Consider the following 22156-nt stretch of genomic DNA (forward strand, 5'->3'; position numbering starts at 1 on the left):
ACACACGTTCACGACGTCGTCGTCAGCGTGTGTTTCGGCCTACGAAAAGTGCCGACTCGCGGGGGGTTGGTCGGTGAGGGCGGTGGTGAGGCGGGTGGCGAGGGATCTCAGGGCGGTGCGGACCTCGTCGGGGTGCCTCACCGTGAAGTCCCAGGGGAGGCTCGCGAGGGCTCTCGCCATGCCGTCGGGGTCCTCGGCCCTGGTGCGCAGGAGGGTGCCTTCGGGGTGGGGTTCGAGGGTGGCGAGCCAGGCGGGCCAGTGGTGGGCGACCTCGTCGAGCGGTGCCCTGACCAGGACCTCCACCTCGAGGCGGTAGGGGACCTCGGCGAGGCCGGCGATCACGTGGGCGACGGGGTCGAAACCCGGTGGCGCAGCGACGAAGCCCTCGCCGGACGCGACCGCGCGGGTGACGCGGTCGAGGCGGAAGGTGCGCAGGCCGCCGCGGCGGTGGTCGTGGCCCGTGACGTACCAGCGGCCCGCGTGGAAGACCAGGCCGTACGGGTCGAGCGCCCGCTCGCTCACCTCGCCCCGCCACGACCGGTACCCCAGCTCGACGCGCCGGTGGTCGCGCACCGCCTCGCCCAGGACGAGCAGGACGTCGGCATCCGGGGCCGCGCCGGTGCGCGGGGCGGTGGTGAAGCCGAGGGTGGCGGCGACCGCGGTGACCCGGTCACGCACCGCTGCCGGCAGCACGCGTTCGACCTTGGCCCGCGCGCTCGCGACGGCCGGGGCGGCGGCGTGCATCCCGGTGCGCTCGGCGGCGAGCAGCCCCAGCACGACGGCGACGGCCTCGTCCCCGGTCAGCATCAGCGGCGGCAGCTTGTACCCGGGCATCAGCCGGTACCCGCCGTACCGGCCGCGGGTCGCGGCGACCGGCACGCCGAGCCCGTCGAGGGTGGCGACGTGCCGGCGCACGGTCCGGACGTCCACCTCCAGGCGCTCCGCGAGCTCCGGGCCGGTCAGCCCGGGGCGGGCCTGCAACAGCTCCAGGAGGGCGAGGACGCGACCGGCCGACATCTCGTCAGTAAAACAGGACCGGATCCGCCCTGTATCGGCCCTACGGTCTGCTCATGACGACATTCGTGCTGGTCCCGGGGTTCTGGTTGGGTGCGTGGGCGTGGGACGAGGTGGCCACGGAGCTGCGCGCCGCCGGTCACGAGGTGCACGCCGTCGAGCTCGGTGCGGATGCGTCGGAAACCGCGGAGTCCCACGTCGACGACGTGCTGGAGGTGCTCGGGAAGGTCGGTCCGGCGGTGCTCGTGGGGCACAGCGGCGGCGGGCCGGTGGGTGTGGCGGCGGCCGAGCGGGCGCGGGAGCTCGTGGAGCACCTCGTGTTCGTGGACACGGGGGTGCTGCCGGACGGGATGGCGCAGATCGAGTTCACCGATCCGGAGGCGCAGGCCGCCACCCGCGCGGACCTCGCCGCCCACGACGGGTTCCAGCCGATGCCGGGTCGCGCGCGCCTCGCGGGCACCGACGGCCTCGACGACCGGCTGCTGGAGAGCATCCGCGCGCGCTCGCGCCCCGAGCCCGCCGGCGTGATCACGACCGGGATCCGCCGCGGCACACCGGATCCGACGCTGCCGAAGACCGTGATCACCTGCACCTTCACCGAGGCGCAGGCCCGCGGGCTCATCGACGCCGGCCTGCCCGGCTTCGCCGAGATGGGCGGCGCGGAGTGGTCCTTCGTGGCGCTGCCGACGGGCCACTGGCCCATGTTCTCCGAGCCGGTGCGCCTCGCGGAGCTGCTCGCCGGCCTGCGGTGATCCACCCGATCGGCACGTCAGGGCTGCGCCGGTCGCGCGGGGGTGGCGGCCGGAAGGATCAGTGGGGGCCGGCCGCGCTGCGAGTCGGCCTCATCGCACCGCCGTCCCCGCTGCGGCGCGCCGGATGATCCTCCCGAGCGGCACTGTGGTGTGCCGCCCGGCGCGCTCCGGCAGTCCTCGGAACGATCAACCGCGGATGATCGTGGCGAGCGTGCCGGCGTCGCGGTGTGGCCCGCGCTGGTGTGACGGCCGGCCGGATCACTGCAGCTGGATCATCGGGTGATCTTTCCGGGGATGGCGGCCCGTTGCTGCTCACAGCGCTGGTGTGACTGCCGGTCGATGATCGTCGTCGGAGTGACTCCTCTGCGGGGAAGGCAGCGCTGGTGTCGCACTCGGTTGGATCATGCGCGGGTGATCCTTTCGAGGGGTACGTCCGCGCGGTGGGTGGCGCGCTGGTGTGACAGCCGGATGGATCCCTGGAGGACTGCTCTCACGGCGAGTGACCGGATCAGCCGTTCGGCGCATCCGGTCACCGGACCGGGCCGTCGCCCGGCGCGTCGGCGGTGCCGCGGCGTACCCGGGCGGGACGATGGGCGTTGAACCCCGAGTTGCCGGAGTTCTTCCAGATGTGCAGCCCGCCCGCGCCGCCGACGCCGCGGAAGGGCTGCGAGGAGGTCGGATGTCGTCCCTGGACGCCGTGAGCGCGTACACCCTGGCCGTCGGTGACGAGGAGGGCCCGGCCGACGTGCAGGTGTTCAGCACGGCGGACGCGGCGTGGCAGGCCCTGGACACGGACATCCGCGACCGTTGCGGGATGCGCCCGCGTCCGCGCCGGGTGATCGACGCCGATGCCGCCGCCCGGCTCGCGGACGCCTGGCGCGCGGCCGATCCGGAGCGGCGCTACTGGCAGGTGACCGCACACCGGCTCCCCATCCTGCTCCCGGCGGTCGCCCACCGGACGGCTCGGCGTCCGGCGCCGGTGCACGAGCGGCCCCGCGGGATCCTGCGCAGCGCTTAAAACGTATTCGAGAATACCTACTTACGTATCTCGGATTCGTAAAGACAACCGGACGACGTCACGGCGCTGTCATACCGCCGTCTCCGGCCGGACCCACGGGGACCCGCACCGGAGCCGGACGGCCGCCCGAATCATTCGGGAATCCGGTGGTGAGAGCTGTGGCGCAGCTATCTGTATCGATTCCATGATCGGTGTTGTGAGTCAATCGACAGCTCACGCCCATGTGTAGAGGGCGCCACGGCCGGTAACCTCCGTAGCTATCTTTCCCCGTTACAACCTCGTCCCGACCAGGCGAGGTTGTTCCAGCATTTCCGCGGGCCGGTTGACGGGGGCCGGCCGGGCAGGAGACACGCATGACCGCAGCGACCGTTCCCGGGATCGACGATGCGCCCACGACCAATGCGCGCCTGCTGTCGTGGGTGCGTGAGATCGCCGAGCTGACCCAGCCGGACGCGGTCGTGTGGGCGGACGGTTCCGACGCCGAGTGGGACCGGCTCACGACCGAGCTGGTCGCGGGGGGCACCTTCCGCAAGCTGGACGAGAAGAAGAAGCCGAACAGCTTCTACGCCGTCTCCGACCCGGACGACGTCGCGCGCGTCGAGGAGCGGACCTTCATCTGCTCCGCCACCGAGGAGGGCGCCGGCCCGACCAACAACTGGGCCGACCCGACCGAGATGCGGGCCACGCTGAACCCGCTGTTCACCGGCTCCATGCGCGGTCGCACCATGTACGTCGTGCCCTTCTGCATGGGCCCGCTGGACGCCGAGCACCCGATGCTGGGCATCGAGATCACCGACTCCGCGTACGTCGTGGTGTCGATGAAGATCATGACGCGCATGGGTGCGTCGGTCCTGCCGCTGCTGGACGGCCCGGCCGGCGACAAGGCCGTTCTCGCGGTGCACTCGGTCGGTGCGCCCCTCGCGGACGGCCAGGCGGACGTGCCGTGGCCGTGCAACGAGACCAAGTACATCGTCCACTACCCGGAGACCCGGGAGATCTGGAGCTACGGCTCCGGCTACGGCGGCAACGCGCTGCTGGGCAAGAAGTGCTACGCGTTGCGGATCGCCTCCGCCATCGCGCACGACGAGGGCTGGCTCGCCGAGCACATGCTGATCCTCAAGCTGATCAGCCCGGAGGACAAGGCGTACTACGTCGCGGCGGCCTTCCCGTCCGCCTGCGGCAAGACCAACCTCGCGATGCTGCAGCCGACCATCCCGGGCTGGCGCGCCGAGACCGTCGGCGACGACATCGCCTGGATGCGCTTCGGCGAGGACGGCCGGCTCTACGCCGTCAACCCCGAGTTCGGCTTCTTCGGCGTCGCGCCGGGCACCAACTCGAAGTCGAACCCGAACGCGATGCACACGATCAACGCGGGCAACGCGATCTTCACCAACGTCGCGCTGACGGACGACAACGACATCTGGTGGGAGGACCTGGAGGGCGACCCCCAGCACCTCATCGACTGGAAGGGCAACGACTGGACCCCGGAGTCGGGGACCCCGGCCGCGCACCCGAACGCCCGCTACACCGTGCCGATCTCCCAGTGCCCGGTCGTGGCACCCGAGTGGCAGGACCCGAACGGCGTGCCGATCTCGGCGATCCTGTTCGGCGGCCGCCGCAAGACCACGGTCCCGCTGGTGTCCGAGGCCCGCGACTGGCAGCACGGCACCTTCCTCGGCGCCACCATGTCGAGCGAGAAGACGGCCGCCGCGGCCGGTGGCCTCGGCCAGGTCCGCCGCGACCCGATGGCGATGCTGCCCTTCCTCGGCTACAACGTCGGCGACTACTTCCAGCACTGGGTGAACGTCGGCAAGGGCGCGTCGGCCGACAAGCTGCCGTCGATCTTCTACGTCAACTGGTTCCGCCGCGGCGCCGACGGTCGCTTCCTGTGGCCCGGGTTCGGCGAGAACAGCCGCGTCCTGAAGTGGGTCATCGAGCGGATCGAGGGCAAGGCGGCCGCCGTCGAGACCCCGATCGGCTACGTGCCCACCCCGGACCAGATGGATCTCGACGGCGTCGAGGCCACCCCCGAGGACGTCGCCGAGGCCCTACGGGTCGACGTCGAGGAGTGGAAGGCCGAGATCCCGCTGATCGAGGAGTGGTTCGACAAGGTCGGCGAGAAGCTGCCCACGTCGATGCGCGACGAGCTGGAGAACCTGAAGCAGCGCCTGGGCGCCTGACGCCCGCGCCCCGCTGACCTGCGGCCCGCCGTCCCCCACCGGGGACGGCGGGCCGCCGGTCGTTCGGGGCCGGTGCTCCACCCGGACAACTCCCCGCCGCGGACCTACCATTCCGCCAGCCGATCGTCGTCGATCACCTTCGGGGGAGGGGTCATGGCCGACCCGTCGTCGGGTTCCGGGTTCCGCTGGAGCGCCTGGAACCTGCTGTTGCTCATCCCGCTGCTGATGCTCGTCACGCCCTGGTTCAACACACGGAACCCGGTCCTGTGGGGGATGCCGTTCTTCTACTGGTCCCAGTTCCTGTGGGTGCCGGTCGGTGTCGTCTGCGTGGCGATCGTCTACGTGAGGACGAAGGGCGGCGGGGTTCCGCTGCCGGACGCCGATCCCCGCGTCGACGACCTCGACGAGGGGGCCCACCGGTGATCCGCTGGACCGAGCTGATCGTCTTCGCCGTCCTGTTCCTGCTGGTCACGGTGCTGGGCTTCCTCGCGGCGCGCTGGCAGAAAGGCGGGGACCTCAACCATCTCGACGAGTGGGGGCTGGGCGGGCGCAAGTTCGGCGCCTGGATCACGTGGTTCCTCGTCGGCGGTGACCTCTACACGGCGTACACCTTCGTCGCGGTGCCGGCGCTGATGTTCGGCGCGGGCGCGCTCGGCTTCTACGCGCTGCCCTACACCGTGGTGCTGTACCCGATCGTCTTCCTGCCGGTGCTGCGGCTGTGGTCGGTCTCCCGCGTGCACGGCTACGTCACGCCGGCGGACTTCGTGCGCGGCCGCTACGGCAGCTCGCTGCTGGCGTTCATCGTGGCCGTCACCGGGATCGTCGCGACCATGCCGTACATCGCGCTCCAGCTCGTCGGGCTCGAGTCGGTGCTGCGGACCATGGGGCTCAACGGGTCCGGCATCGCCGGGCATCTCCCGCTGCTGATCGCCTTCGTCATCCTGGCGCTCTACACGTACCAGTCGGGGCTGCGCGCGCCGGCGCTCATCGCGTTCGTCAAGGACATCCTGATCTACCTGGTGATCATCGTCGCGGTGATCTACCTGCCCGCGAAGTTCGGCGGCTGGTCCGCGATCTTCGGTGCGGCGGAACAGAAGATGGCCACCCCGAACCCGACGACGGGGGCGCCGACGGGCTCGATCTTCCTGACCGCCAACAACCAGCTGCAGTACATCACCCTCGCGCTCGGCTCGGCGCTCGCGCTGTTCCTCTACCCCCACTCGTTGACGGGGGTGCTCGCGAGCCGCGGCCGGGACGTGCTGAAGCGCAACATGATCGCGCTGCCGGCGTACTCGTTCCTGCTGGGGCTGCTCGCGCTGCTGGGGTTCGTCGCCATCGCGGCGGGCTCCACGCCGATCACCAACGCGGCCACCGGGCGCCCGGACACCAACACGATCATCCCGGTGCTCTTCGGGGACCAGTTCTCGAGCTGGTTCGCGGGCATCGCCTTCGCGGCCGTGGGCATCGGGGCGCTGGTGCCGGCGGCGATCATGTCCATCGCGGCCGCCAACCTGTGGACGCGCAACATCTACAAGGAGTACCTGCACCGCGGCGCGACCCCGCACCAGGAGGCGCGGCAGGCCAAGCTCGCGTCGCTGATCGTGAAGTTCGGCGCGGTGGCCTTCGTGCTGTTCGTCGACCCGCAGTTCTCCATCGACCTGCAGCTCATCGGCGGCGTGATCATCCTGCAGACGCTGCCGGCCGTCGCCATCGCGCTCTACACGCGCTGGCTGCACCGGTGGGCGCTGGTGGCGGGCTGGGTCGTGGGCATGGCGTACGGCATGTACCTGCTGTACCTGATCCCGAACCCGGCGGCGGCCAAGTCGCACTTCGGCGGCTCCGCGCTCACGCTGGACAAGCTGACGGTCTTCGGCTGGCACCCGTTCGCGGGCTCCACGGTGCAGATCTACGTCGGCTTCGTGGCGCTGGTGGTCAACCTCGTGATCGCGGTGGTCGTCTCCGTGGTGCTGCGGGCGATGAAGGTCGGCCAGGGCACGGACGAGACGAGCGGCGCGGACTACCACGCGGACGAGGGCTCGGAGCGACTTCGCCCGGTCGCGGACGTGGCGGTGCACTGATCACCCACCGTCGTCGGGAGGGCCCGGCCGGGTGGTGTCCGGCCGGGCCCTCCCTCTGCGACGGAGGCGGCCGTCACCCCGTCGTGGCGGGAACGGACGCTCTCGGTCACCGTTCGTCGCCTTCCTGTTGCCGTGTCGCCCGTCCGGGGTGGAACATCGGGTGTGCGCGACCGATACATCCGGTGACCGTCAGATCGGGAGCGGCGGCCGGATGGAGGTGACTCGCTGATGCTCGACCTCGGACGCGCTGCTGCCTCCGAGCCCGACGGAGACGATCTCCTCGGGTTCGTGGAGCGGCTGGCCGAGCAGGCGGATCCCGCCTCGCTGGCCACGATCCGCGACCGCATCGAGGCCGCGGCCCCACCCGCCGGCCTGCGGTTGCTCGCGGAGGCTCTGGCCGACGCCGCGGCCGACCCGGATCCGGCGGAAACCGGTGTGCCGCAGCAGCGCGCCGTGCCGTCGCCGGTGCCCGAGGCCGTCGCCGGGGCCCTGCGCGAGGGCGCGTTCGTGGTGCTCGAGGGCGCCGACACCGCCGAGGTCGCCGCCGTGGCGGAGGGGCTCGCGGCCGAGGGTCTGCGCGTGGTCGTCACCGCCGCGGACGCGGCCCGGCTCGACGAGCTCGCCGCCCCCGCCCTGCTGCCCTCCCCGCTCACCGCGGCCGAACAGCGCGAGCTCCGGCTGCTGCTCGCCACCGCCACGCCCGCCCGCCGGGCGCGCGCCGGCCAGGACATCCCGCCGCCGCTCGCGCTCCCGCCGTCCACCGAGGTCAGGGCGCTGTGCGAGCGGGCCGCGGGCACGCCCGCGCCGGACGCGGCACTGCTCGACGTGGTCCTCGCCCGGTTGGACGAGGGCCGGCTGGCCTCGCTCGCCGCCGTGGCCGCCGAGGTCCGGGAGGCCCTCGCCGCGCTGTCGCGGCCGTGGCAGTGGCGGCTGCTCGACGGTCTCGTCCTGCTGCTCAAACGGGCGGCGGTGGACAGCCTGCTCGCCGACTCGGCCCAGGCCCTCGCCGTCGCCGACCGGTCCCGCGACCTCCCGTCCGTCACCGTCGGGGGGCCGCTGCCCGGGTGGGCGGAGGACGCGCTCGAGGAGTACCTCGCCTACCTCGACGGCGGTGGCCGCAGCCGGCGGCGCTTCCGCAGCGCCGTGCAGCGGGACGTCGAGCCCGTGCTGGAGGTCCTGCGGGTCGGCGGCGAGGTGCCGCGGGACTCCACCGCGGTGCTCGCCGCGCTGCGCCACCTCGAGCTGGCGCGCCGGCTCACCTCGGTCGACCGGGGCTGCCGGATCCTCGGCATCCCGACCCCGGACGACGTCGGGGACCTGCGGGCGCTGGTCGGCGGGTTGACGGAGATCGACGCGGCGGCGACCGCGGTCGCCCAGCTGCGGCACGACGTCCTGTTCCTGCACGCCGGATCGCCGATCTCGGTGCCGGACCTGCGGACCGCCCGCGAGATCGCGGACACCGTCGCGGTGGTGGCCGCGAAGGGCACCGCCGCCGAGGCCGTGCGCCGGCTCGACGAGATCACCGCCGGCCTGGTGAGCGACGGTCCGGTCGACGCCTACGCCCCCGAGCACGAGGCCGTCGTCGCGGCCCTGCGGAGCCGGGACGGGGAGGCCTACGCCGCCGCGGTCGGAGGGTTGGTCGCGGCGCGCCGCGAGCAGGAGGACCAGCTCCGGTGCGACGAGCTGCTGCTCCGGCTGGCCGCGGGCGACCCGGCCCAGGCCGAGGCCTGGGAGGCGGGGGAGCCCGGATCGGTCCGGGTCGCGGCCCTCGACACCGTGCTGGACCCGCTGCCCGCGGCCGACCTGGTGGACGTCGTGGTGCTGCTCGGGGCGGAGGAGCTCGGCGTGGAGCGGCTGCTGGTCGCGGCCGCCGCACCCCGGCTGGTGGCCGTCAGCGGGCGGGGTGCCCGCCCCGCGACGGGGGTGGCGACCCTGCTCGGGGTGCTGGAGCAGGCCGCGGCGCCGGTGATCCGGTCGGGGCGTGCGGTGCCGCGGACGCCGGCGCGGGTCGTGGCGCTGCCCGCGGCGCGGCGGCCCGAGGTGGTCTCGCGGCAGCAGGCGGGGGCGTAGGCCGGGCACACGGACGGTGCGCGCGTCGGTGCGTGCGGTCGGGTGGTGACCTCGGGGACGGAGAGCTCAGCCGGCCGCGAGGACGGCCGAGCGGATGCGGCCCAGGAGGACGAAGGGATCGTCCGCCGCGGGTTCCTGCCGCTCCCATCGCCCGCCGTCCACGGTCGGGATGTGGAGCACCCAGCGGCCCGTGTCGCCGTCCTCGCGCAGCTGCGCGAGCGGAGTCGAGGACCAGACCGCGCCCAGCTCGGGGAACACCGGCGGCCGGCGGTCCAGGATGGTCACGGTGCCGCCGACCGTCGTGTAGGCGATCCGGCGGCGGCCCCGCGCATCCTGCGGGACGCACTCCGCACACCAGTCGGACAAACGGGTACGGAACTCCTCGGTCACCGCCATGCCCGCAGATGATGACGGCCCCCGCGTGCCCACGGAAGACCCCTTCCCCGCCGGTACGGTCGAGCGCATGGGAGAGCACGCGATCAGCCGGTTCGGCCACGTGGACCTGGAGGACATGCCCGAGGACCTGCGGGAACGGATCGGGGCGATCGCCGAGAAGTCCGGCTTCGTGCCCAACGTGTTCCTCGCGCTGGCCCGCCGCCCGCGCGAGCTGCGCGCCTTCCTGGACTACCACGACGCCCTCATGGACTCCGGCGACGGGCTGAGCAAGGCGGAGCGCGAGCTGATCGTGGTCGCCACGTCCGCGGCGAACCACTGCACCTACTGCGTGGTGGCGCACGGCGCGATCCTGCGCGTGCGGGCGAAGGACGCCGAGATCGCCGACCGGGTGTCCACCAACCCCTACGCCGTGGAGCTGAGCCCGCGGGAGCGGGCGATCGTGGACCTCGCCCTGCTGATCGCGGCGGACTCCGCGGCGCTCACGGAGGCGGAGCTGGACGACGCGCGGGCGGCGGGGTTGTCGGAGGACGAGATCTGGGACGTCGGCGCGATCACCGCGCTGTTCGCCCTCTCCAACCGCATGGCCCACCTGACGGCGCTGAGCCCCAATCCCGAGTTCTTCCTGATGGGCCGCCTCCCCCGCTGACGGCCCTACTCGCAGCCGATGCCGTCGTGGTCGGCGTCGAGGGCGTAGATGTCCTTGCCGACGACGCGGACCGGTCCCTTGACGTACGACGGGCCGTTGCCCTTCCCGCCGGCGCAGTCGACGTCGGAGTCGATCGGGACGCAGGGGGTGTAGTTCGGGTCGCAGCCCGAGCCCTGCGACTGCACCTGAGCCCGCGCGGGCGCGGCGGCCGGGGCCGCGGCGGGCGCGGCGGCGGGCGCCGGCCTGGTGGTGGTCGCGCGCGTGGTGGTGGTCCGGGTGGCGGCGGGAGCCTGCGCGACCACCGCGGGCGGCTGCGTGACGACGACCGGCGGCGCGGTCGTGGTGGTGGCGGTGGTGGTCGCTGCCGCGGACGTGCTCGTGGGCACGCTCCGGACCGGCGCGGACGCCAGCGAGACGGGCTCGGACGGGGTGGAGCAGCCGGCCAGCGCGGCGAGGGCGAGCAGGGCGGCGACGGCGCCGATCCTGCCGGGGAGCGTTCGGGTCACGTCCGATGTGTCGGTCGTCCGGTTCGGACCGCAACGGTCCCGCGCCCGTGATCGTCAAGAGTGGTGAGCAGTGGCCGTTGCGGCCCGGGTGGTTGGGCGCGACGGAGGCCGGGAACCCGGACATACCCCTCGCGCGTTGAGCAGGGGAACGCCGAGACGGAGGAATCGCCATGGCGGGAATGTTCAAGAAGCTGGGTGCGCTGGCGGTGGCGGCCGAAGGGGCGCGCCGGTACGCGCAGAAGAACCCGGACAAGGCCGGGAAGCTGCTCGACCAGGCCGCCCAGTTCGTCGACAAGCAGACGAAGGGGAAGTACTCCGGGCAGATCCGGGGCGCGACGCAGAAGGCCAAGGGTGCGGCGGGGATCCACGACCGCCGCGGATACGGCGAACCGCCGCCCGGCCCGTACGAGAGGGCCTGATCCGGGACGACCTGACCCGCGCCACGACGGCCCGGCCACCCCTCGCGGGGAGGCCGGGCCGTCGCGCGTCCGAGGATCGGACGTCCTACGGAGCTGTTGCCGCCGGCACGAACCGCGGGCCCATCGTGTGGTTCCGCGTGGTCCCCCTGCGAGCCCGCGACGTGCCACTATCGGCACCAGTGAGGACGTCCGGCGCGGGGCGGCCACCTACCCGAGTGGACCGCCGCCGGCGTCGTCCGGTGCGCGGGGCCACGAACCTCCCGCGCCGGGTGTGAGCACGAGGAGGCACGTGTGTCCGATCCACAGAGCTGGGTCCCGATCGATCCGAGATCCGCCCCCACCCGCGAGCACGTCCTGTCCGGCCTGAAGGGCACGGACGAGGGCGGCCCCGAGCTCGTCCAGCTCCTCACGCCCGAGGGCGTGCGGACCACGGACGAGCGCTTCGGGTCCTGGGCGGACGACATCGGCGTCGAGGAGCTGAAGGGCTTCTACCGGGACATGGTCCTGGTCCGCCGGTTCGACCGGGAGGGCAACGCGCTGCAGCGCCAGGGGCAGCTCGGCATCTGGGTGCCGCTGCTGGGCCAGGAGGCCGCGCAGATCGGCGCCGGCCGGGCCGCGACGGCGCGCGACATGATCTTCCCGAGCTACCGCGAGCACGGCGTCGCCTGGTGTCGGGGCATCGACCCGACGGACCTGCTCGGGATCTTCCGCGGCACGGACCACGGCAGCTGGGACCCGATCGCGGCCCGCTTCCACCTCTACACGATCGTCATCGGCAACCAGTGCCTCAACGCGACCGGCTACGCGATGGGCCAGAAGTTCGAGGGCAAGGTCGGCGAGGGCCCCGACTCCGAAGCCACGATGTGCTTCTTCGGCGACGGCGCCACCTCCCAGGGGGACGTCCACGAGGGGTTCGTCTGGGCCGCCGCCTACGACGCGCCCGTCGTCTTCTACTGCCAGAACAACCAGTGGGCGATCTCCGTGCCGCTGGAGCGCCAGACCCGGGTGCCGCTGTTCCAGCGTGCCCGCGGCTACGGCTTCCCGGGCGTCCGGGTCGACGGCAACGACGTGCTGGCCTGCCTCGCCGTGTCCCGCTGGGCGCTCGAGGAGTGCCGGACGGGCAACGGCCCCGTCCTGATCGAGGCCTTCACCTACCGGATGGACGCCCACACCACCTCGGACGATCCCTCCCGCTACCGGCTCGCCGACGAGCTGGAGCTGTGGAAGCTGAAGGACCCGATCGAACGCGTGCGGGTCAACCTGGTGCGCGAGCACGGGGTGGGCCAGGACTTCTTCGACGGTGTCCAGGCCGACTCGGACGAGCTGGCCTCCCGGTTCCGCGCCTTCTGCCTGGCGATGCCGGACCCGGCACCGGACCGGATGTTCTCCGAGGTCTACGCCGAGCTCTCGCCCCAGCTGCAGGCGCAGGAGGCCGCGTACCTCGAGTACCACTCCTCGTTCGAGGCCGAAGGGTCCCTCGCGGGCCCGAGCGCCGGAGGGGCGTGACATGGCAACCACGATGACGATCGCCAAGGCCCTCAACTCCGGGCTGCGGGCGGCGATGGAGGAGGACCCGAAGGTCCTGGTGATGGGTGAGGACGTCGGCAAGCTCGGCGGCGTCTTCCGGATCACCGACGGTCTCGCGAAGGACTTCGGCGAGCAGCGCGTCCTGGACACGCCGCTGTCGGAGTCGGGGATCATCGGCACCGCGGTGGGGCTCGCGATCCGCGGCTTCCGGCCCGTGTGCGAGATCCAGTTCGACGGCTTCGTGTTCCCCGGCTACGACCAGATCGTGTCGCAGCTGGCGAAGGTGCGCTTCCGCTCGCAGGGCCGGGTGCCGATGCCGGTGGTCGTGCGGATCCCGTTCGGCGGCGGGATCGGTGCCGTGGAGCACCACTCCGAGTCCCCGGAGTCGCTGTTCGCGCACGTCGCGGGCCTGAAGGTGGTCGCCTGCTCCAACCCGGACGACGCGCACTGGATGATCCGCCAGGCCATCGCCTCGGACGATCCGGTGATCTTCTTCGAGCCCAAGCGGCGGTACTGGGAGAAGGGCGAGGTGTCGGACTCGGCGCCGGCGCCCCTGTTCGCCTCGCGCGTGCTGCGAACCGGCTCCGACGTGACGGTGGCCTGCTACGGGCCGCTCGTGAAGACGTGTCTGGAGGCGGCGTCCGCCGCGGACTGCTCGATCGAGGTGATCGACCTGCGGGCGCTGTCGCCGTTGGATCTCGGGCCGGTGTTCGAGTCGGTCCGGCGCACGGGTCGGCTGGTGGTGGTGTCGGAGGCGCCGCCGGAGTCGTCGGTGACGTCCGAGGTGGCGGCGCGGGTGCAGCAGGAGTGCTTCCACTCCCTGGAGGCCCCGGTGCTGCGGGTGACCGGCTTCGACACCCCCTATCCCCCGTCGAAGTGCGAGGACGACTTCCTGCCCGACCTCGATCGCGTGCTCGACGGCGTCGACCGCGTGTTGGAGTACTGAGCATGAGCGAGCTTGCGAGCGAATCGTCGGCACAGTGCCTGCGCGCAGCGCCGACCGAGCGCAGCGAGGGAGAGCGATGAGCGACGTCTTTCGTCTGCCCGACGTCGGCGAGGGGCTGACCGAGGCGGAGATCGCGACCTGGCACGTGGCGCCCGGGGACACGGTCACCGTGAACCAGGTGCTCGTGGAGATCGAGACGGCGAAGGCGCTGGTGGAGCTGCCTTCCCCGTACGCGGGGACGGTCGGGGAGCTGCTGGTCGCCGAGGGCGCCACGGTGGCGGTGGGCGAGCCGATCATCGCGATCGAGACGGGTGCCCCGTCGGCGTCGGGCGGTTCCTCCGGGGGCGCGCCGGCCGGTGAGGGCGGCGCGAAGATCGGGGAGGCCGGGGCGGACGGGCGGATCGCCACGCTCGTCGGGTACGGGCCGCGCCCCGGGACGGCGACCCGCCGACCCCGCAAGGGCCGGGCGGCTGCGTCCGGTGCGCCCGGCGGTGGTGGCGGGGTCGCCCCCGCAGCCGTCGCCCCGGAGATCGTCGCTGGTGAGCAGGCCGCGGCCCAGGTCGGGCCGGCTGCCGCCGAGGCGGCGGAGCATGCGGCCGACTCGGCCCGTGATCAGCGTGACGGGGGCGGAACGCCCGCGGAGCACGCGGAACGCCCCACGAACGGTGATCACTCGCTGGTGCCCCTCGCCAAGCCGCCGGTGCGGAGGATGGCGAAGGACCTGGGCGTCGACCTGCGCACCGTGACCGGTTCGGGGGCCGGCGGGGTGATCACGCGGGAGGACGTGCAGGCCGCGGTGGCCGGGAACGGGTCCGCGGCGCTCGCCGGCGCGACCGACGCCGGAGGTGCTGCGTCCGGTTCCGCCCCGGGCGATGGCGTCGGCGGTGTGTCTGTGGCGGTCGGTGGCGTCGCGGTGGGTGGCGCAGGTGGATCCGGCGCCGCTGCAGGTGGGGCCGCTGTTGCCGCCCCCGCCGCGTTCGTCGACGGGGTGCGGCGCGAGCCGATCCGCGGCGTCCGGAAGGCGACCGCGGCCGCGATGGTGCAGTCCGCGTTCACCGCACCGCACGTCACCGAGTTCCTGACGGTCGACGTCACCGAGACGATGGCGCTGCGGGACCGGCTGCGCGCGGACAAGGCCTACGCCGACGTCCGGGTCACGCCGCTCGCACTCGTCGCCAAGGCGGTGTGCCTCGCCGCGCGGCGCACCCCCGCCGTCAACGCGAGCTGGGACGAGCGGGCGGGCGAGATCGTCTACTACGAGCACGTGCGGCTCGGGATCGCGGCGGCGACCCCGCGCGGGCTGATCGTGCCCAAGATCCGGGACGCGGACCGGCTCGACCTGCACGGCCTCGCGAGCGCGCTCGGTGCGCTCACGGAGACCGCGCGTTCGGGGAAGACGGCGCCCGCCGACCTGGTCGGCGGCACGATCACGATCACCAACGTCGGCGTGTTCGGCGTCGACACGGGCACCCCGATCCTCTCCCCCGGCGAGGCGGCGATCCTCGCCGTCGGCTCCATCAAGCCGGCGCCGTGGGTGGTCGACGGGGAGCTGGCGGTGCGCACGGTCTGCCAGCTCGCGCTCTCCTTCGACCACCGCCTGGTCGACGGCGAGCAGGGCTCCCGCTTCCTCGCCGACGTCGGTGCCCTCCTGGAGGACCCCGCCCGCGCCATCCTCTGGTAGCCGAGATGAACCTCAGGCACTCCGGAGACCTCTCCGAATGTGCCTGAGGTTCATCTCGGCGTTGTGGGGGTGGGCGGGACCCGGGCGGGCACGAATTCGGCGGGTCGTGCGTTCTCCGGGTATGCCGTTCGTGTTCCTGTACCTGGTGGTCGAGATCGTCGCCGTGGTCGCGCTGGGCTCCTGGATCGGAGCCGGGTGGACCCTGTTGGTGCTGCTCGCGGGTTCCCTGCTGGGCCTGTGGCTCGCGCGCCGGGAGGGGGTGCGGGCCGCGAGGGCTCTCGCGGAGGCCGCGCGCAACCGGCGTGTGGCCACCTCCGAGGCGACGGACGGCATGTTGGTCGCCGCGGGCGGCCTGCTGTTCTTCGTCCCGGGCCTGGTCACGGACGTGCTGGGGCTGCTGCTCCTGCTGCCGCCGACCCGGGCGCTGGTGCGCCGCCGGCTGGTGAGGGACGCCGAGCGGCGCCATCCCGACCTGAAGACCGCGCGGATCCGCAGCGAGGGCCCGATCATCGACGCCGAGGTGGTGGAGCCGGAGCCGGCTCCCACCCCGCGCCGGGCCGGCGGCCCGATGGTGATCGAGGGGACCGTGATCGACGAGCGCTGAGCTCGCCGTGATCGCCGATCGGGTGTGCCGAGGGCGCTCGAGTGTGCCGCCCGGACACGGGAACCGCGATCATCAGCGTGGCGGGCACGGTCGCCGGTGATCGTCGTTGCGGTGCCGTGAGGCTCCGCCGGGAACCCCTACGGCACGCTGGCGGCGATCACCGCGAATGGTCCTCGCTGGCGAAGGCGGCCGGGACCACCACTCCGTTGTTGTGCAGGACGGCTCCCCCACCGCCTGCCAGCACCAGGCCCACCGCGGCGGTCAGCACCGCCCGGGCGGTGGCCCGCAGGCCTCGCCGCCGCTGCCCCGGCCGCATCCGCAACTCCTGGCGGGTGCGGCGGTTCAGGCGGTGGCGTCCCCCTCGAGTACTCACGTCGGTCCTCCCGTCGAACGGAACTACGACTGCTCCGAACGAGTGTCGGCGCTCGAGGAGGAATTGCGCCACAGGGACGCACTGATTCACCCGTTGGAACTGCCATTCAGCTGCCAACTGGTGGTGCACCGGGCGGAGACGCGCACCGGTTCCGGCTCCAGGCCCAGGTCGGAGACGTCCGGGCCGCCCTCCGCGCGGGCCGACGCGCGCATGGCGTACATCGGCGCACCGCCGCCGTGCTCGGGGGCCTCGGAGAGCCGGCGCAGCGGGCCGAGGGTGCCGCCGAGCGCCGCCGCGTAGCCCTCCGCGCGGCGCCGGGCGTCTGCCACCGCGCGCTGCTGCGCCTGGGCCACGACCTCCTCCGGGTGCGCCAGCGACCATGACGGCCCCGACACCGAGGCCGGCTCCGCGCCCAGGAGCAGTGACAACGCCTCCTCCAGGACCGCGACGTCGTCCACCTCGATCTGGAAGAACTCGCTGGCCCGGCAGCCCGAGGGCTTCGACGAGCGGTACTCCGTGTGCACCGACAGTCGCCGGCTCCGGACGGTCAGCCCGCTCAGGCCGAGGGCCTTCTCGGCCCGGGCGACGCGCCGCCCCAGCTCCTCGACGGCGGCGGCGCGGGTGCGGCCGCGCGCGTCGAACACCACGCCGAGCTCCGCACGGTCCGCCGTGCGCTCGACCCAGCCGCTGCCCTCGGTCACGATCTCCGGTCCGCTCGTGTCTGCCACGAGATCGAGAGTCCCAGATCGGGGCGTATCACGTCGTATCGGATTCGTGCGAGACAGGTGCAGAAAACACGAGCCGTGCCGGGGTACGGGGCCGTCGGCCTCTCCTGGTGTGCCGACGCCGCCCGGCGTCGAGCGTGATCTACCGTTTTCTCGGAGCAAGACTAGAGAGTCGGAGAATCGCCGACACGTCACGCAAATCTACGGTTTCGGCGAGACGCCCGGATACCGTGCGAGGCATGGATCCGGTGCGCAACCCGTTCGCCCCCGGCGCAGGTCAGCGCCCGCCGGAGCTCGCGGGCCGGGACCGGGAGGTCGACGCGTTCGAGATCGTGCTCGAGCGGGTCGCGCGCGGGCGCCCGGAGCGGAGCCTGGTGCTCACCGGGCTGCGCGGCGTCGGGAAGACGGTGCTGCTGGGCGAGCTGCGCTCGATGGCGGTCCGGGCCGGCTGGGGCTCGGGGAAGATCGAGGCACGCCCGGACGCCGAGCTGCGCCGGCCGCTGTCCGCCGCGCTGCACCGCGCGATCCGCGACCTCGCCGTGCAGCACCCGCGGGAGGAGCGCGTCGCGGAGGTGCTGGGGGTGCTGAAGGCCTTCGCGCTGCGGGCCTCGCCGGACGGCGCCCGGATGCGGGAGCGCTGGCAGCCCGGCATCGACGTGCCCGTGAAGAGCGGGCGGGCGGACTCCGGCGACATCGAGATCGATCTCGTGGAGCTGTTCACCGAGGTCGCGGAGCTGGCGAGCGAGGTCTCGACGGGCATCGCGATCCTCATCGACGAGATGCAGGACCTGCAGCCGGACGACATCTCGGCCCTCTGCGCCGCCTGCCACGAGCTCTCGCAGTCCCGGATGCCGCTGGTGGTCGTGGGTGCCGGGCTGCCGCACCTGCCGGCGGTGCTGTCGGCATCGAAGTCGTACTCCGAGCGCCTCTTCAAGTACGCCCGGATCGACAAGCTGGACCGCAAGGACGCGGACTTCGCCCTGATCGCCCCCGCCGAGCGCGAGGACGCGGCCTTCGACTCCGACGCGCTCGACCAGCTCTACGAGCGCTCCGGCGGCTATCCCTACTTCGTGCAGGCCTACGGCAAGGCGGCCTGGGACGCGGCGCCGACCAGCCCGATCCGCGCCGAGGACGTCGCCCTCGCGGCCCCGGAGGCGGAGGCGGAGCTGGCCGTCGGGTTCTTCGGCTCCCGCTTCGAGCGGGCGACCCCGGCGGAGCGCGAGTACCTGCGCGCCATGGCCGAGATCGCGGAGGGGACGGACGATCCGGTCGTCACCTCCGCGCTCGCGCAGCACCTCGCGCGCAAGCCCTCCTCGCTGTCCCCCGCGCGGGACAGCTTGCTGAAGAAGGGCCTGGTCTACTCCGCACAACGGGGCCAGATCGCCTTCACCGTGCCGCACTTCGGGCGATACCTGCTCGCCAACACGTAAACGGGTGTTGCTGCTCCGAAAGAGTGAACAACGGGTTTTCCGGCGGGGCCCGTAACGCCGGGCCCGGGGGAGACGAATCCAGGTGTAGCCCCGCGGCGCTGTCGGACCCCCGACCTGGCAGCCCCGCGGGGTCTTCTCTTTCGTCCGGTTCCTCCGGTTCGACACCGCCGGGTGATCGCGGTTCCCCTGCCCGTAGCATCACGCGCGTGCCGGAGTCGAAGTTCGAGATCCAGATGCTGCACGACCGCGTCATGATCAAGATCGTCGACGGCAACGGCGAGCGGCTGAGCTCCTCCGGCATCGTCATCCCGGCCACCGCGCAGGTCGCGAAGCGCCTGGTGTGGGGGGAGGTGTTCGGGACGGGGCAGCACGTGCGCAGCGTGCAGGTCGGCAACCGCGTGCTCTTCGCCCCGGACGACCAGTACGAGGTCGAGGTCCAGGGGACCCCGTACCTCGTCATGCGCGAACGGGACCTGCACGCCGTCGCGAGCGCGCGCTCGGACAGCGGCGGGACCGGCTTGTACCTGTAGGTCCGCTGGTCGCGGACCTCGGTGGGGAAGGAACACGGCTTCATGCCCGAGCGGCAGCCCGGTGGGGCGACCGACGAGCGCGCGTCCGGCGAGGAGCCGGCCGTCGACGTTCACCACGACGCTCACGACGACGCGCCCGGCGCCAACGGGTCCTCCGGCGGCAACGGGTCCTCCGGCCGGATCGCCCCGGGGCCCTCGGGCGCCGCGCTGTTCGCCCCGGAGACCGAGGCCACGGTGAAGCTGCGGCCGAGCCCGCGGCCACGGACCGAGGACGGTCCCGCGGCGACGGCGGGCCAGGAGACGTCCTCCCCGGCCGGCGCCGCCGCACCCGCTGCAGCTGCGTCCGGTGCTGCCACATCGGGTGCAGTCGGTGTGAGCGGCGCCGAGCCGGCTGCACCCGCGGCCGAGAGCGCCGCGGGCGACCAGCCGGCCGCGACCACCGGTGCACCGGCGCCGGCTCCCGCACCGGAGCCCGCGGACATCGCCGCCGAGGCCGACGCGACCGAGGTCCACCCGGTCACGTCGGCCCGACCGGCGCCCGCGGCACAGCCTGCTGCCGAGCGCACATCCCCCGCGGCGCCGTCGACCACCCCGACACAGCCGAGCACCGCGGCTCGGCCGGCCCCCGAGGCCCGGCCGGCCACCGCGCAGACCCCCACCCCGCTGTCGCCCACCCCGCAGTCGGCCGCGGACCCTGCGTCGCCGCCACCCGCGGATCCCGCCGCCACGGACCCGACCACCACGGACAGCGCCCCCACGGACAGCGCCCCCACGGACAGCGCCCCCACGGACAGCCCTACCGCGGACAGGACCACCGCGGTCCCGGCCGCCGCCCCGCAGGCCGGCACCTTCTCCCCCGGCGCCGAGGACACCCAGGTCATCCCGGTCGCCGCGGCGCTCGACCGGCCCACCGACCGGCTGGCGGCGGACCCGCCCACCGAGCGGATGGCGATCGTCCCGCCGGGTCCCCCACCGGTCCCGCCGGCGCAGGCCGGCCCGCCCACCCCGCCCGCCGGGGTCGAGGCCCCGAAGTCCGGGGGTGGCCGCAAGAAGCCCCTGCTGATCGTCGCGGGCCTGGTCGCGGTGCTGGCCGTGCTGTACGTCGTGGACCTGGTGACCTCCACCGGCAACGTGCCCCGCGGCGTCACGGTCGCCGGGTTGCAGCTGGGCGGGCTGTCGAAGGCGGACGCCCGCCAGCGCCTGCAGACGGCGGTCGAGCCCCGCTCCACCGCGCCCGTGAAGGTCGTCGCCGGGTCCGTGACCAGCGAGGTCGACCCCAAGGCCGCCGGCCTGGCCGTCGACTACACCGCGACCATCGACCAGGCGGGTGCGCAGCCGCTGAACCCGATCACGCGGATCACGTCCTTCTTCACCACGCGCGAGGTCGGCGTCGTCAACAAGGCGGACTCCCGGTCCGTCGCCACCGCGCTCGAGCAGCTCAAGCCGGTCGTCGACAAGGCGCCCGCCGAGGGCAACGTGAAGTTCGAGGGCACCACGCCGGTCGCCGTCGCCCCGGTCGCGGGCCAGGAGCTCGACCTGCAGGCCGCGGCTGTCGCGCTCGAGCAGAACTGGGCGTCCGGCACGCCGGTCTCGCTGCCGCTGATCCCGAAGCCCACCGCCACCACGGACGCGGACGTCGCGCAGGCGATCCAGCAGGTCGCGACGCCCGCCGTCTCCGCCCCGCTGACCGTGCAGGGCGAGGGCGCCGCGGCGACCCTGCAGCCCAAGGACATCGCCGGTGCGCTGACCTTCCGGGCCGACCCGGCGGCGTCGCCCAAGCTCGTCCCCGAGGTGAACGACGAGGCGCTCAAGGACGTCGCGTCGCCGCAGCTCGCGTCGACGGAGAAGCCCGGCCGGGACGCCTCGCTCGACTTCGCCTCGGGCGCGCCGGTGATCGTGCCCTCGCAGGACGGCCGCGGCGTCGACTACGAGAAGACCTTCCAGTCCCTGGTCCCGGCGCTGACGGCCGCGGGCCCGGGCCGGACCGTCACCGCCGTCTACGCCGACCAGCCGGCCAAGCTGACCACCGAGAAGCTGACCGCGCTGGGCATCACCGGCGAGATCAGCTCCTTCACCACCGGCGGCTTCGCGGCCGACTCGGGGCGCAACATCAAGCGCGCCGCCGAGCAGATCAACGGCACGATCGTGGGCCCGGGCGAGACGTTCAGCCTCAACGCCAGGACCAACCCGCGCAACGCGGCCAACGGCTACGTCGAGGCCGGCATCATCGAGAACGGCCACTCCGCGCGCGGCATCGGCGGCGGCGTCTCCCAGGTGGCCACCACGCTCTACAACGCGGCGTACTTCGCCGGCATGGTCGACGTGGCGCACAAGGAGCACAGCTTCTACATCAGCCGCTACCCGGCGGCGCGCGAGGCGACCGTCTTCGACGACATCATCGACCTGAAGTTCCGCAACGACGGGCCGACGGGCGTGCTGATCCAGACGATCTGGACGCCCTCGAGCCTCACGGTGAAGATGTTCGGCACCAAGCGCTACGAGGTCACCTCGGAGACGGGCGCCCGCACCAACCCGACCGAGCCCCAGACCATCAACCTCCCGGCCGGGGCGGGCTGCACGGCCAGCAAGGGCGCGCCGGGCTTCACCACGACCGACACGCGCGTGATGCGGAACCTGGAGACGGGCGAGGTCACCCGGAAGACGCGCTCGGTGAAGTACAACCCCTCACCGAACGTGGTCTGCGGCTGAGCCACCCCGGGGCCGTTCGGGCCGTTCCTCCGCGTTCGGGTGTCAGGAGTCGCGTGACCCGCCTCACGCTTCGTACCCTTTGCCCGACGACGAGGTCGAAGGAACGGAGGGGCGTGCATGCGGATCGCCGATGTCCTGCGCAACAAGGGTGACGCCGTCGTGACGGTGGAACCGGACATGACCGTGGCCGGGCTGCTCGCGTGCCTGGCGGAAGGCAACTACGGCGCGGTCCCGGTGGTCCGGGACGGCGCGCTGATGGGGATGGTGTCCGAGCGGGACGTGGTGCGCCGGCTGCACGCCGACGGCGCCGCGGTGCTCGAACGGCCCGTCTCGGAGATCATGACGACGGTGGTCGCCACCTGCCTGCCGGACGACGGCGTGGCGCACCTCGCCCAGGTCATGACCGAACGACGGGTGCGGCACCTGCCGGTGGTGGTGGACGGGCAGCTGCGCGGGATCGTCAGCATCGGCGACCTGGTGAAGGCGCGGATCGACACCCTCGAGGTGGAGCGGGAGCAGCTGGCGTCCTACATCGCCCAGTAGCGGCCGGGC

The 22156-nt window shown here is 73.1% G+C and carries 21 protein-coding genes; 16 read left to right on the plus strand and 5 right to left on the minus strand.

All coding sequences use genetic code 11. The features are described 5' to 3' along the window. Positions 1–39: 39 nt before the first annotated feature. Positions 40–1017 carry a helix-turn-helix transcriptional regulator gene (locus ABD324_RS35260; protein ID WP_344427618.1) on the minus strand — a complete coding sequence of 326 codons (978 nt, stop codon included), beginning with the start codon at positions 1015–1017 and terminating at the stop codon, positions 40–42. A gap of 53 nt (positions 1018–1070) precedes the next feature. Here ABD324_RS35260 and ABD324_RS35265 point away from each other — a divergent pair, with 53 nt between their 5' ends. The 6 genes from ABD324_RS35265 to ABD324_RS35290 all read left to right on the plus strand — a co-directional run bounded on the left by ABD324_RS35265 (position 1071) and on the right by ABD324_RS35290 (position 9112). After that, positions 1071–1766, plus strand: a complete 696-nt coding sequence (locus tag ABD324_RS35265) for an alpha/beta fold hydrolase (protein WP_344427621.1) — start codon at positions 1071–1073, stop codon at positions 1764–1766. A gap of 679 nt (positions 1767–2445) precedes the next feature. Continuing rightward, positions 2446–2784, plus strand: coding sequence for a hypothetical protein (locus tag ABD324_RS35270; RefSeq protein WP_344427624.1), 339 nt, complete (start codon positions 2446–2448; stop codon positions 2782–2784). A 353-nt stretch (positions 2785–3137) separates the two neighbouring features. Then, positions 3138–4964, plus strand: a complete 1827-nt coding sequence (locus tag ABD324_RS35275) for a phosphoenolpyruvate carboxykinase (GTP) (RefSeq protein WP_344427626.1) — start codon at positions 3138–3140, stop codon at positions 4962–4964. Positions 4965–5117: 153 nt separating this feature from the next. After that, the gene (locus ABD324_RS35280; RefSeq protein ID WP_344427627.1) at positions 5118–5387 is read left to right on the plus strand and encodes a DUF3311 domain-containing protein; all 270 of its coding nucleotides are present in this window, start codon (positions 5118–5120) and stop codon (positions 5385–5387) included. Continuing rightward, positions 5387–7042, plus strand: a complete 1656-nt coding sequence (gene mctP / locus ABD324_RS35285) for a monocarboxylate uptake permease MctP (RefSeq protein ID WP_344427914.1) — start codon at positions 5387–5389, stop codon at positions 7040–7042. The genes ABD324_RS35280 and mctP overlap by 1 nt, the downstream gene beginning before the upstream one ends. A 228-nt stretch (positions 7043–7270) precedes the next feature. Further along, positions 7271–9112, plus strand: a complete 1842-nt coding sequence (locus tag ABD324_RS35290; RefSeq protein ID WP_344427629.1) for a hypothetical protein — start codon at positions 7271–7273, stop codon at positions 9110–9112. Positions 9113–9178: 66 nt separating this feature from the next. Here ABD324_RS35290 and ABD324_RS35295 read toward each other — a convergent pair whose 3' ends face one another. Next, positions 9179–9508 carry a DUF3024 domain-containing protein gene (locus ABD324_RS35295; protein ID WP_344427631.1) on the minus strand — a complete coding sequence of 110 codons (330 nt, stop codon included), beginning with the start codon at positions 9506–9508 and terminating at the stop codon, positions 9179–9181. 67 nt (positions 9509–9575) lie between these two features. On the opposite strand from ABD324_RS35295, the gene ABD324_RS35300 reads away from it, so the two are divergent. Beyond that, the gene (locus ABD324_RS35300; RefSeq protein WP_344427633.1) at positions 9576–10154 is read left to right on the plus strand and encodes a peroxidase-related enzyme; all 579 of its coding nucleotides are present in this window, start codon (positions 9576–9578) and stop codon (positions 10152–10154) included. Positions 10155–10159: 5 nt separating this feature from the next. On the opposite strand, the gene ABD324_RS35305 is transcribed toward ABD324_RS35300, so the two are convergent. Beyond that, positions 10160–10660, minus strand: coding sequence for a hypothetical protein (locus ABD324_RS35305; RefSeq protein WP_344427635.1), 501 nt, complete (start codon positions 10658–10660; stop codon positions 10160–10162). Positions 10661–10830: 170 nt separating this feature from the next. On the opposite strand from ABD324_RS35305, the gene ABD324_RS35310 reads away from it, so the two are divergent. The 5 genes from ABD324_RS35310 (at position 10831) to ABD324_RS35330 (ending at position 15837) form a co-directional block, all read left to right on the plus strand. Further along, positions 10831–11079 (plus strand): antitoxin, encoded by a 249-nt coding sequence (locus tag ABD324_RS35310; protein WP_344427637.1) that lies wholly within the window; start codon positions 10831–10833, stop codon positions 11077–11079. A 291-nt stretch (positions 11080–11370) separates the two neighbouring features. Continuing rightward, positions 11371–12585 (plus strand): thiamine pyrophosphate-dependent dehydrogenase E1 component subunit alpha, encoded by a 1215-nt coding sequence (locus tag ABD324_RS35315; RefSeq protein ID WP_344427640.1) that lies wholly within the window; start codon positions 11371–11373, stop codon positions 12583–12585. Between the two features lies 1 nt (position 12586). Beyond that, complete coding sequence (locus ABD324_RS35320) at positions 12587–13552, plus strand: alpha-ketoacid dehydrogenase subunit beta (RefSeq protein ID WP_344427643.1); 966 nt, start codon at positions 12587–12589, stop codon at positions 13550–13552. Between the two features lie 76 nt (positions 13553–13628). Beyond that, positions 13629–15233, plus strand: a complete 1605-nt coding sequence (locus tag ABD324_RS35325) for a dihydrolipoamide acetyltransferase family protein (RefSeq protein WP_344427645.1) — start codon at positions 13629–13631, stop codon at positions 15231–15233. A gap of 121 nt (positions 15234–15354) precedes the next feature. Further along, on the plus strand, positions 15355–15837 hold the full coding sequence (locus tag ABD324_RS35330) for an FxsA family protein (RefSeq protein ID WP_344427647.1): 483 nt from the start codon (positions 15355–15357) through the stop codon (positions 15835–15837). Positions 15838–15994: 157 nt separating this feature from the next. Here the strand turns inward: ABD324_RS35330 and ABD324_RS35335 are convergent, their stop codons facing one another. Beyond that, a complete protein-coding gene (locus tag ABD324_RS35335) occupies positions 15995–16210 on the minus strand; it encodes a hypothetical protein (protein ID WP_344427650.1) in 216 nt (71 codons plus the stop codon). Between the two features lie 86 nt (positions 16211–16296). Then, the gene (locus ABD324_RS35340) at positions 16297–16938 is read right to left on the minus strand and encodes an SIMPL domain-containing protein (RefSeq protein WP_344427653.1); all 642 of its coding nucleotides are present in this window, start codon (positions 16936–16938) and stop codon (positions 16297–16299) included. Between the two features lie 236 nt (positions 16939–17174). On the opposite strand from ABD324_RS35340, the gene ABD324_RS35345 reads away from it, so the two are divergent. From ABD324_RS35345 to ABD324_RS35360, 4 genes are all read left to right on the plus strand, one after another. Further along, positions 17175–18365: an AAA family ATPase gene (locus tag ABD324_RS35345; RefSeq protein WP_344427656.1), complete on the plus strand. Its 1191-nt coding sequence runs from the start codon at positions 17175–17177 to the stop codon at positions 18363–18365. Between the two features lie 233 nt (positions 18366–18598). Further along, entirely contained in the window at positions 18599–18895 is a 297-nt protein-coding gene (locus ABD324_RS35350) for a GroES family chaperonin (protein WP_425565978.1), read from the plus strand. 42 nt (positions 18896–18937) lie between these two features. After that, on the plus strand, positions 18938–21604 hold the full coding sequence (locus tag ABD324_RS35355; RefSeq protein ID WP_344427661.1) for a VanW family protein: 2667 nt from the start codon (positions 18938–18940) through the stop codon (positions 21602–21604). 117 nt (positions 21605–21721) lie between these two features. Beyond that, positions 21722–22147 (plus strand): CBS domain-containing protein, encoded by a 426-nt coding sequence (locus ABD324_RS35360; RefSeq protein ID WP_344427664.1) that lies wholly within the window; start codon positions 21722–21724, stop codon positions 22145–22147. Positions 22148–22156 lie beyond the last annotated feature (9 nt).

The organism is Pseudonocardia ailaonensis (genome assembly GCF_039531635.1).
Classification (GTDB): domain Bacteria; phylum Actinomycetota; class Actinomycetes; order Mycobacteriales; family Pseudonocardiaceae; genus Pseudonocardia; species Pseudonocardia ailaonensis.

Coding starts and splice junctions, on each gene's coding strand:
- ABD324_RS35260 (WP_344427618.1), bottom strand. CDS start 1,017: ATGTCGGCCGGTCGCGTCCTCGCCCTCCTGGAGCTGTTGCAGGCCCGC.
- ABD324_RS35265 (WP_344427621.1), top strand. CDS start 1,071: ATGACGACATTCGTGCTGGTCCCGGGGTTCTGGTTGGGTGCGTGGGCG.
- ABD324_RS35280 (WP_344427627.1), top strand. CDS start 5,118: ATGGCCGACCCGTCGTCGGGTTCCGGGTTCCGCTGGAGCGCCTGGAAC.
- ABD324_RS35295 (WP_344427631.1), bottom strand. CDS start 9,508: ATGGCGGTGACCGAGGAGTTCCGTACCCGTTTGTCCGACTGGTGTGCG.
- ABD324_RS35275 (WP_344427626.1), top strand. CDS start 3,138: ATGACCGCAGCGACCGTTCCCGGGATCGACGATGCGCCCACGACCAAT.
- ABD324_RS35290 (WP_344427629.1), top strand. CDS start 7,271: ATGCTCGACCTCGGACGCGCTGCTGCCTCCGAGCCCGACGGAGACGAT.
- ABD324_RS35350 (WP_425565978.1), top strand. CDS start 18,599: ATGCTGCACGACCGCGTCATGATCAAGATCGTCGACGGCAACGGCGAG.
- ABD324_RS35270 (WP_344427624.1), top strand. CDS start 2,446: ATGTCGTCCCTGGACGCCGTGAGCGCGTACACCCTGGCCGTCGGTGAC.
- ABD324_RS35355 (WP_344427661.1), top strand. CDS start 18,938: ATGCCCGAGCGGCAGCCCGGTGGGGCGACCGACGAGCGCGCGTCCGGC.
- ABD324_RS35320 (WP_344427643.1), top strand. CDS start 12,587: ATGGCAACCACGATGACGATCGCCAAGGCCCTCAACTCCGGGCTGCGG.
- ABD324_RS35325 (WP_344427645.1), top strand. CDS start 13,629: ATGAGCGACGTCTTTCGTCTGCCCGACGTCGGCGAGGGGCTGACCGAG.
- ABD324_RS35345 (WP_344427656.1), top strand. CDS start 17,175: ATGGATCCGGTGCGCAACCCGTTCGCCCCCGGCGCAGGTCAGCGCCCG.
- ABD324_RS35330 (WP_344427647.1), top strand. CDS start 15,355: ATGCCGTTCGTGTTCCTGTACCTGGTGGTCGAGATCGTCGCCGTGGTC.
- ABD324_RS35300 (WP_344427633.1), top strand. CDS start 9,576: ATGGGAGAGCACGCGATCAGCCGGTTCGGCCACGTGGACCTGGAGGAC.
- ABD324_RS35360 (WP_344427664.1), top strand. CDS start 21,722: ATGCGGATCGCCGATGTCCTGCGCAACAAGGGTGACGCCGTCGTGACG.
- ABD324_RS35310 (WP_344427637.1), top strand. CDS start 10,831: ATGGCGGGAATGTTCAAGAAGCTGGGTGCGCTGGCGGTGGCGGCCGAA.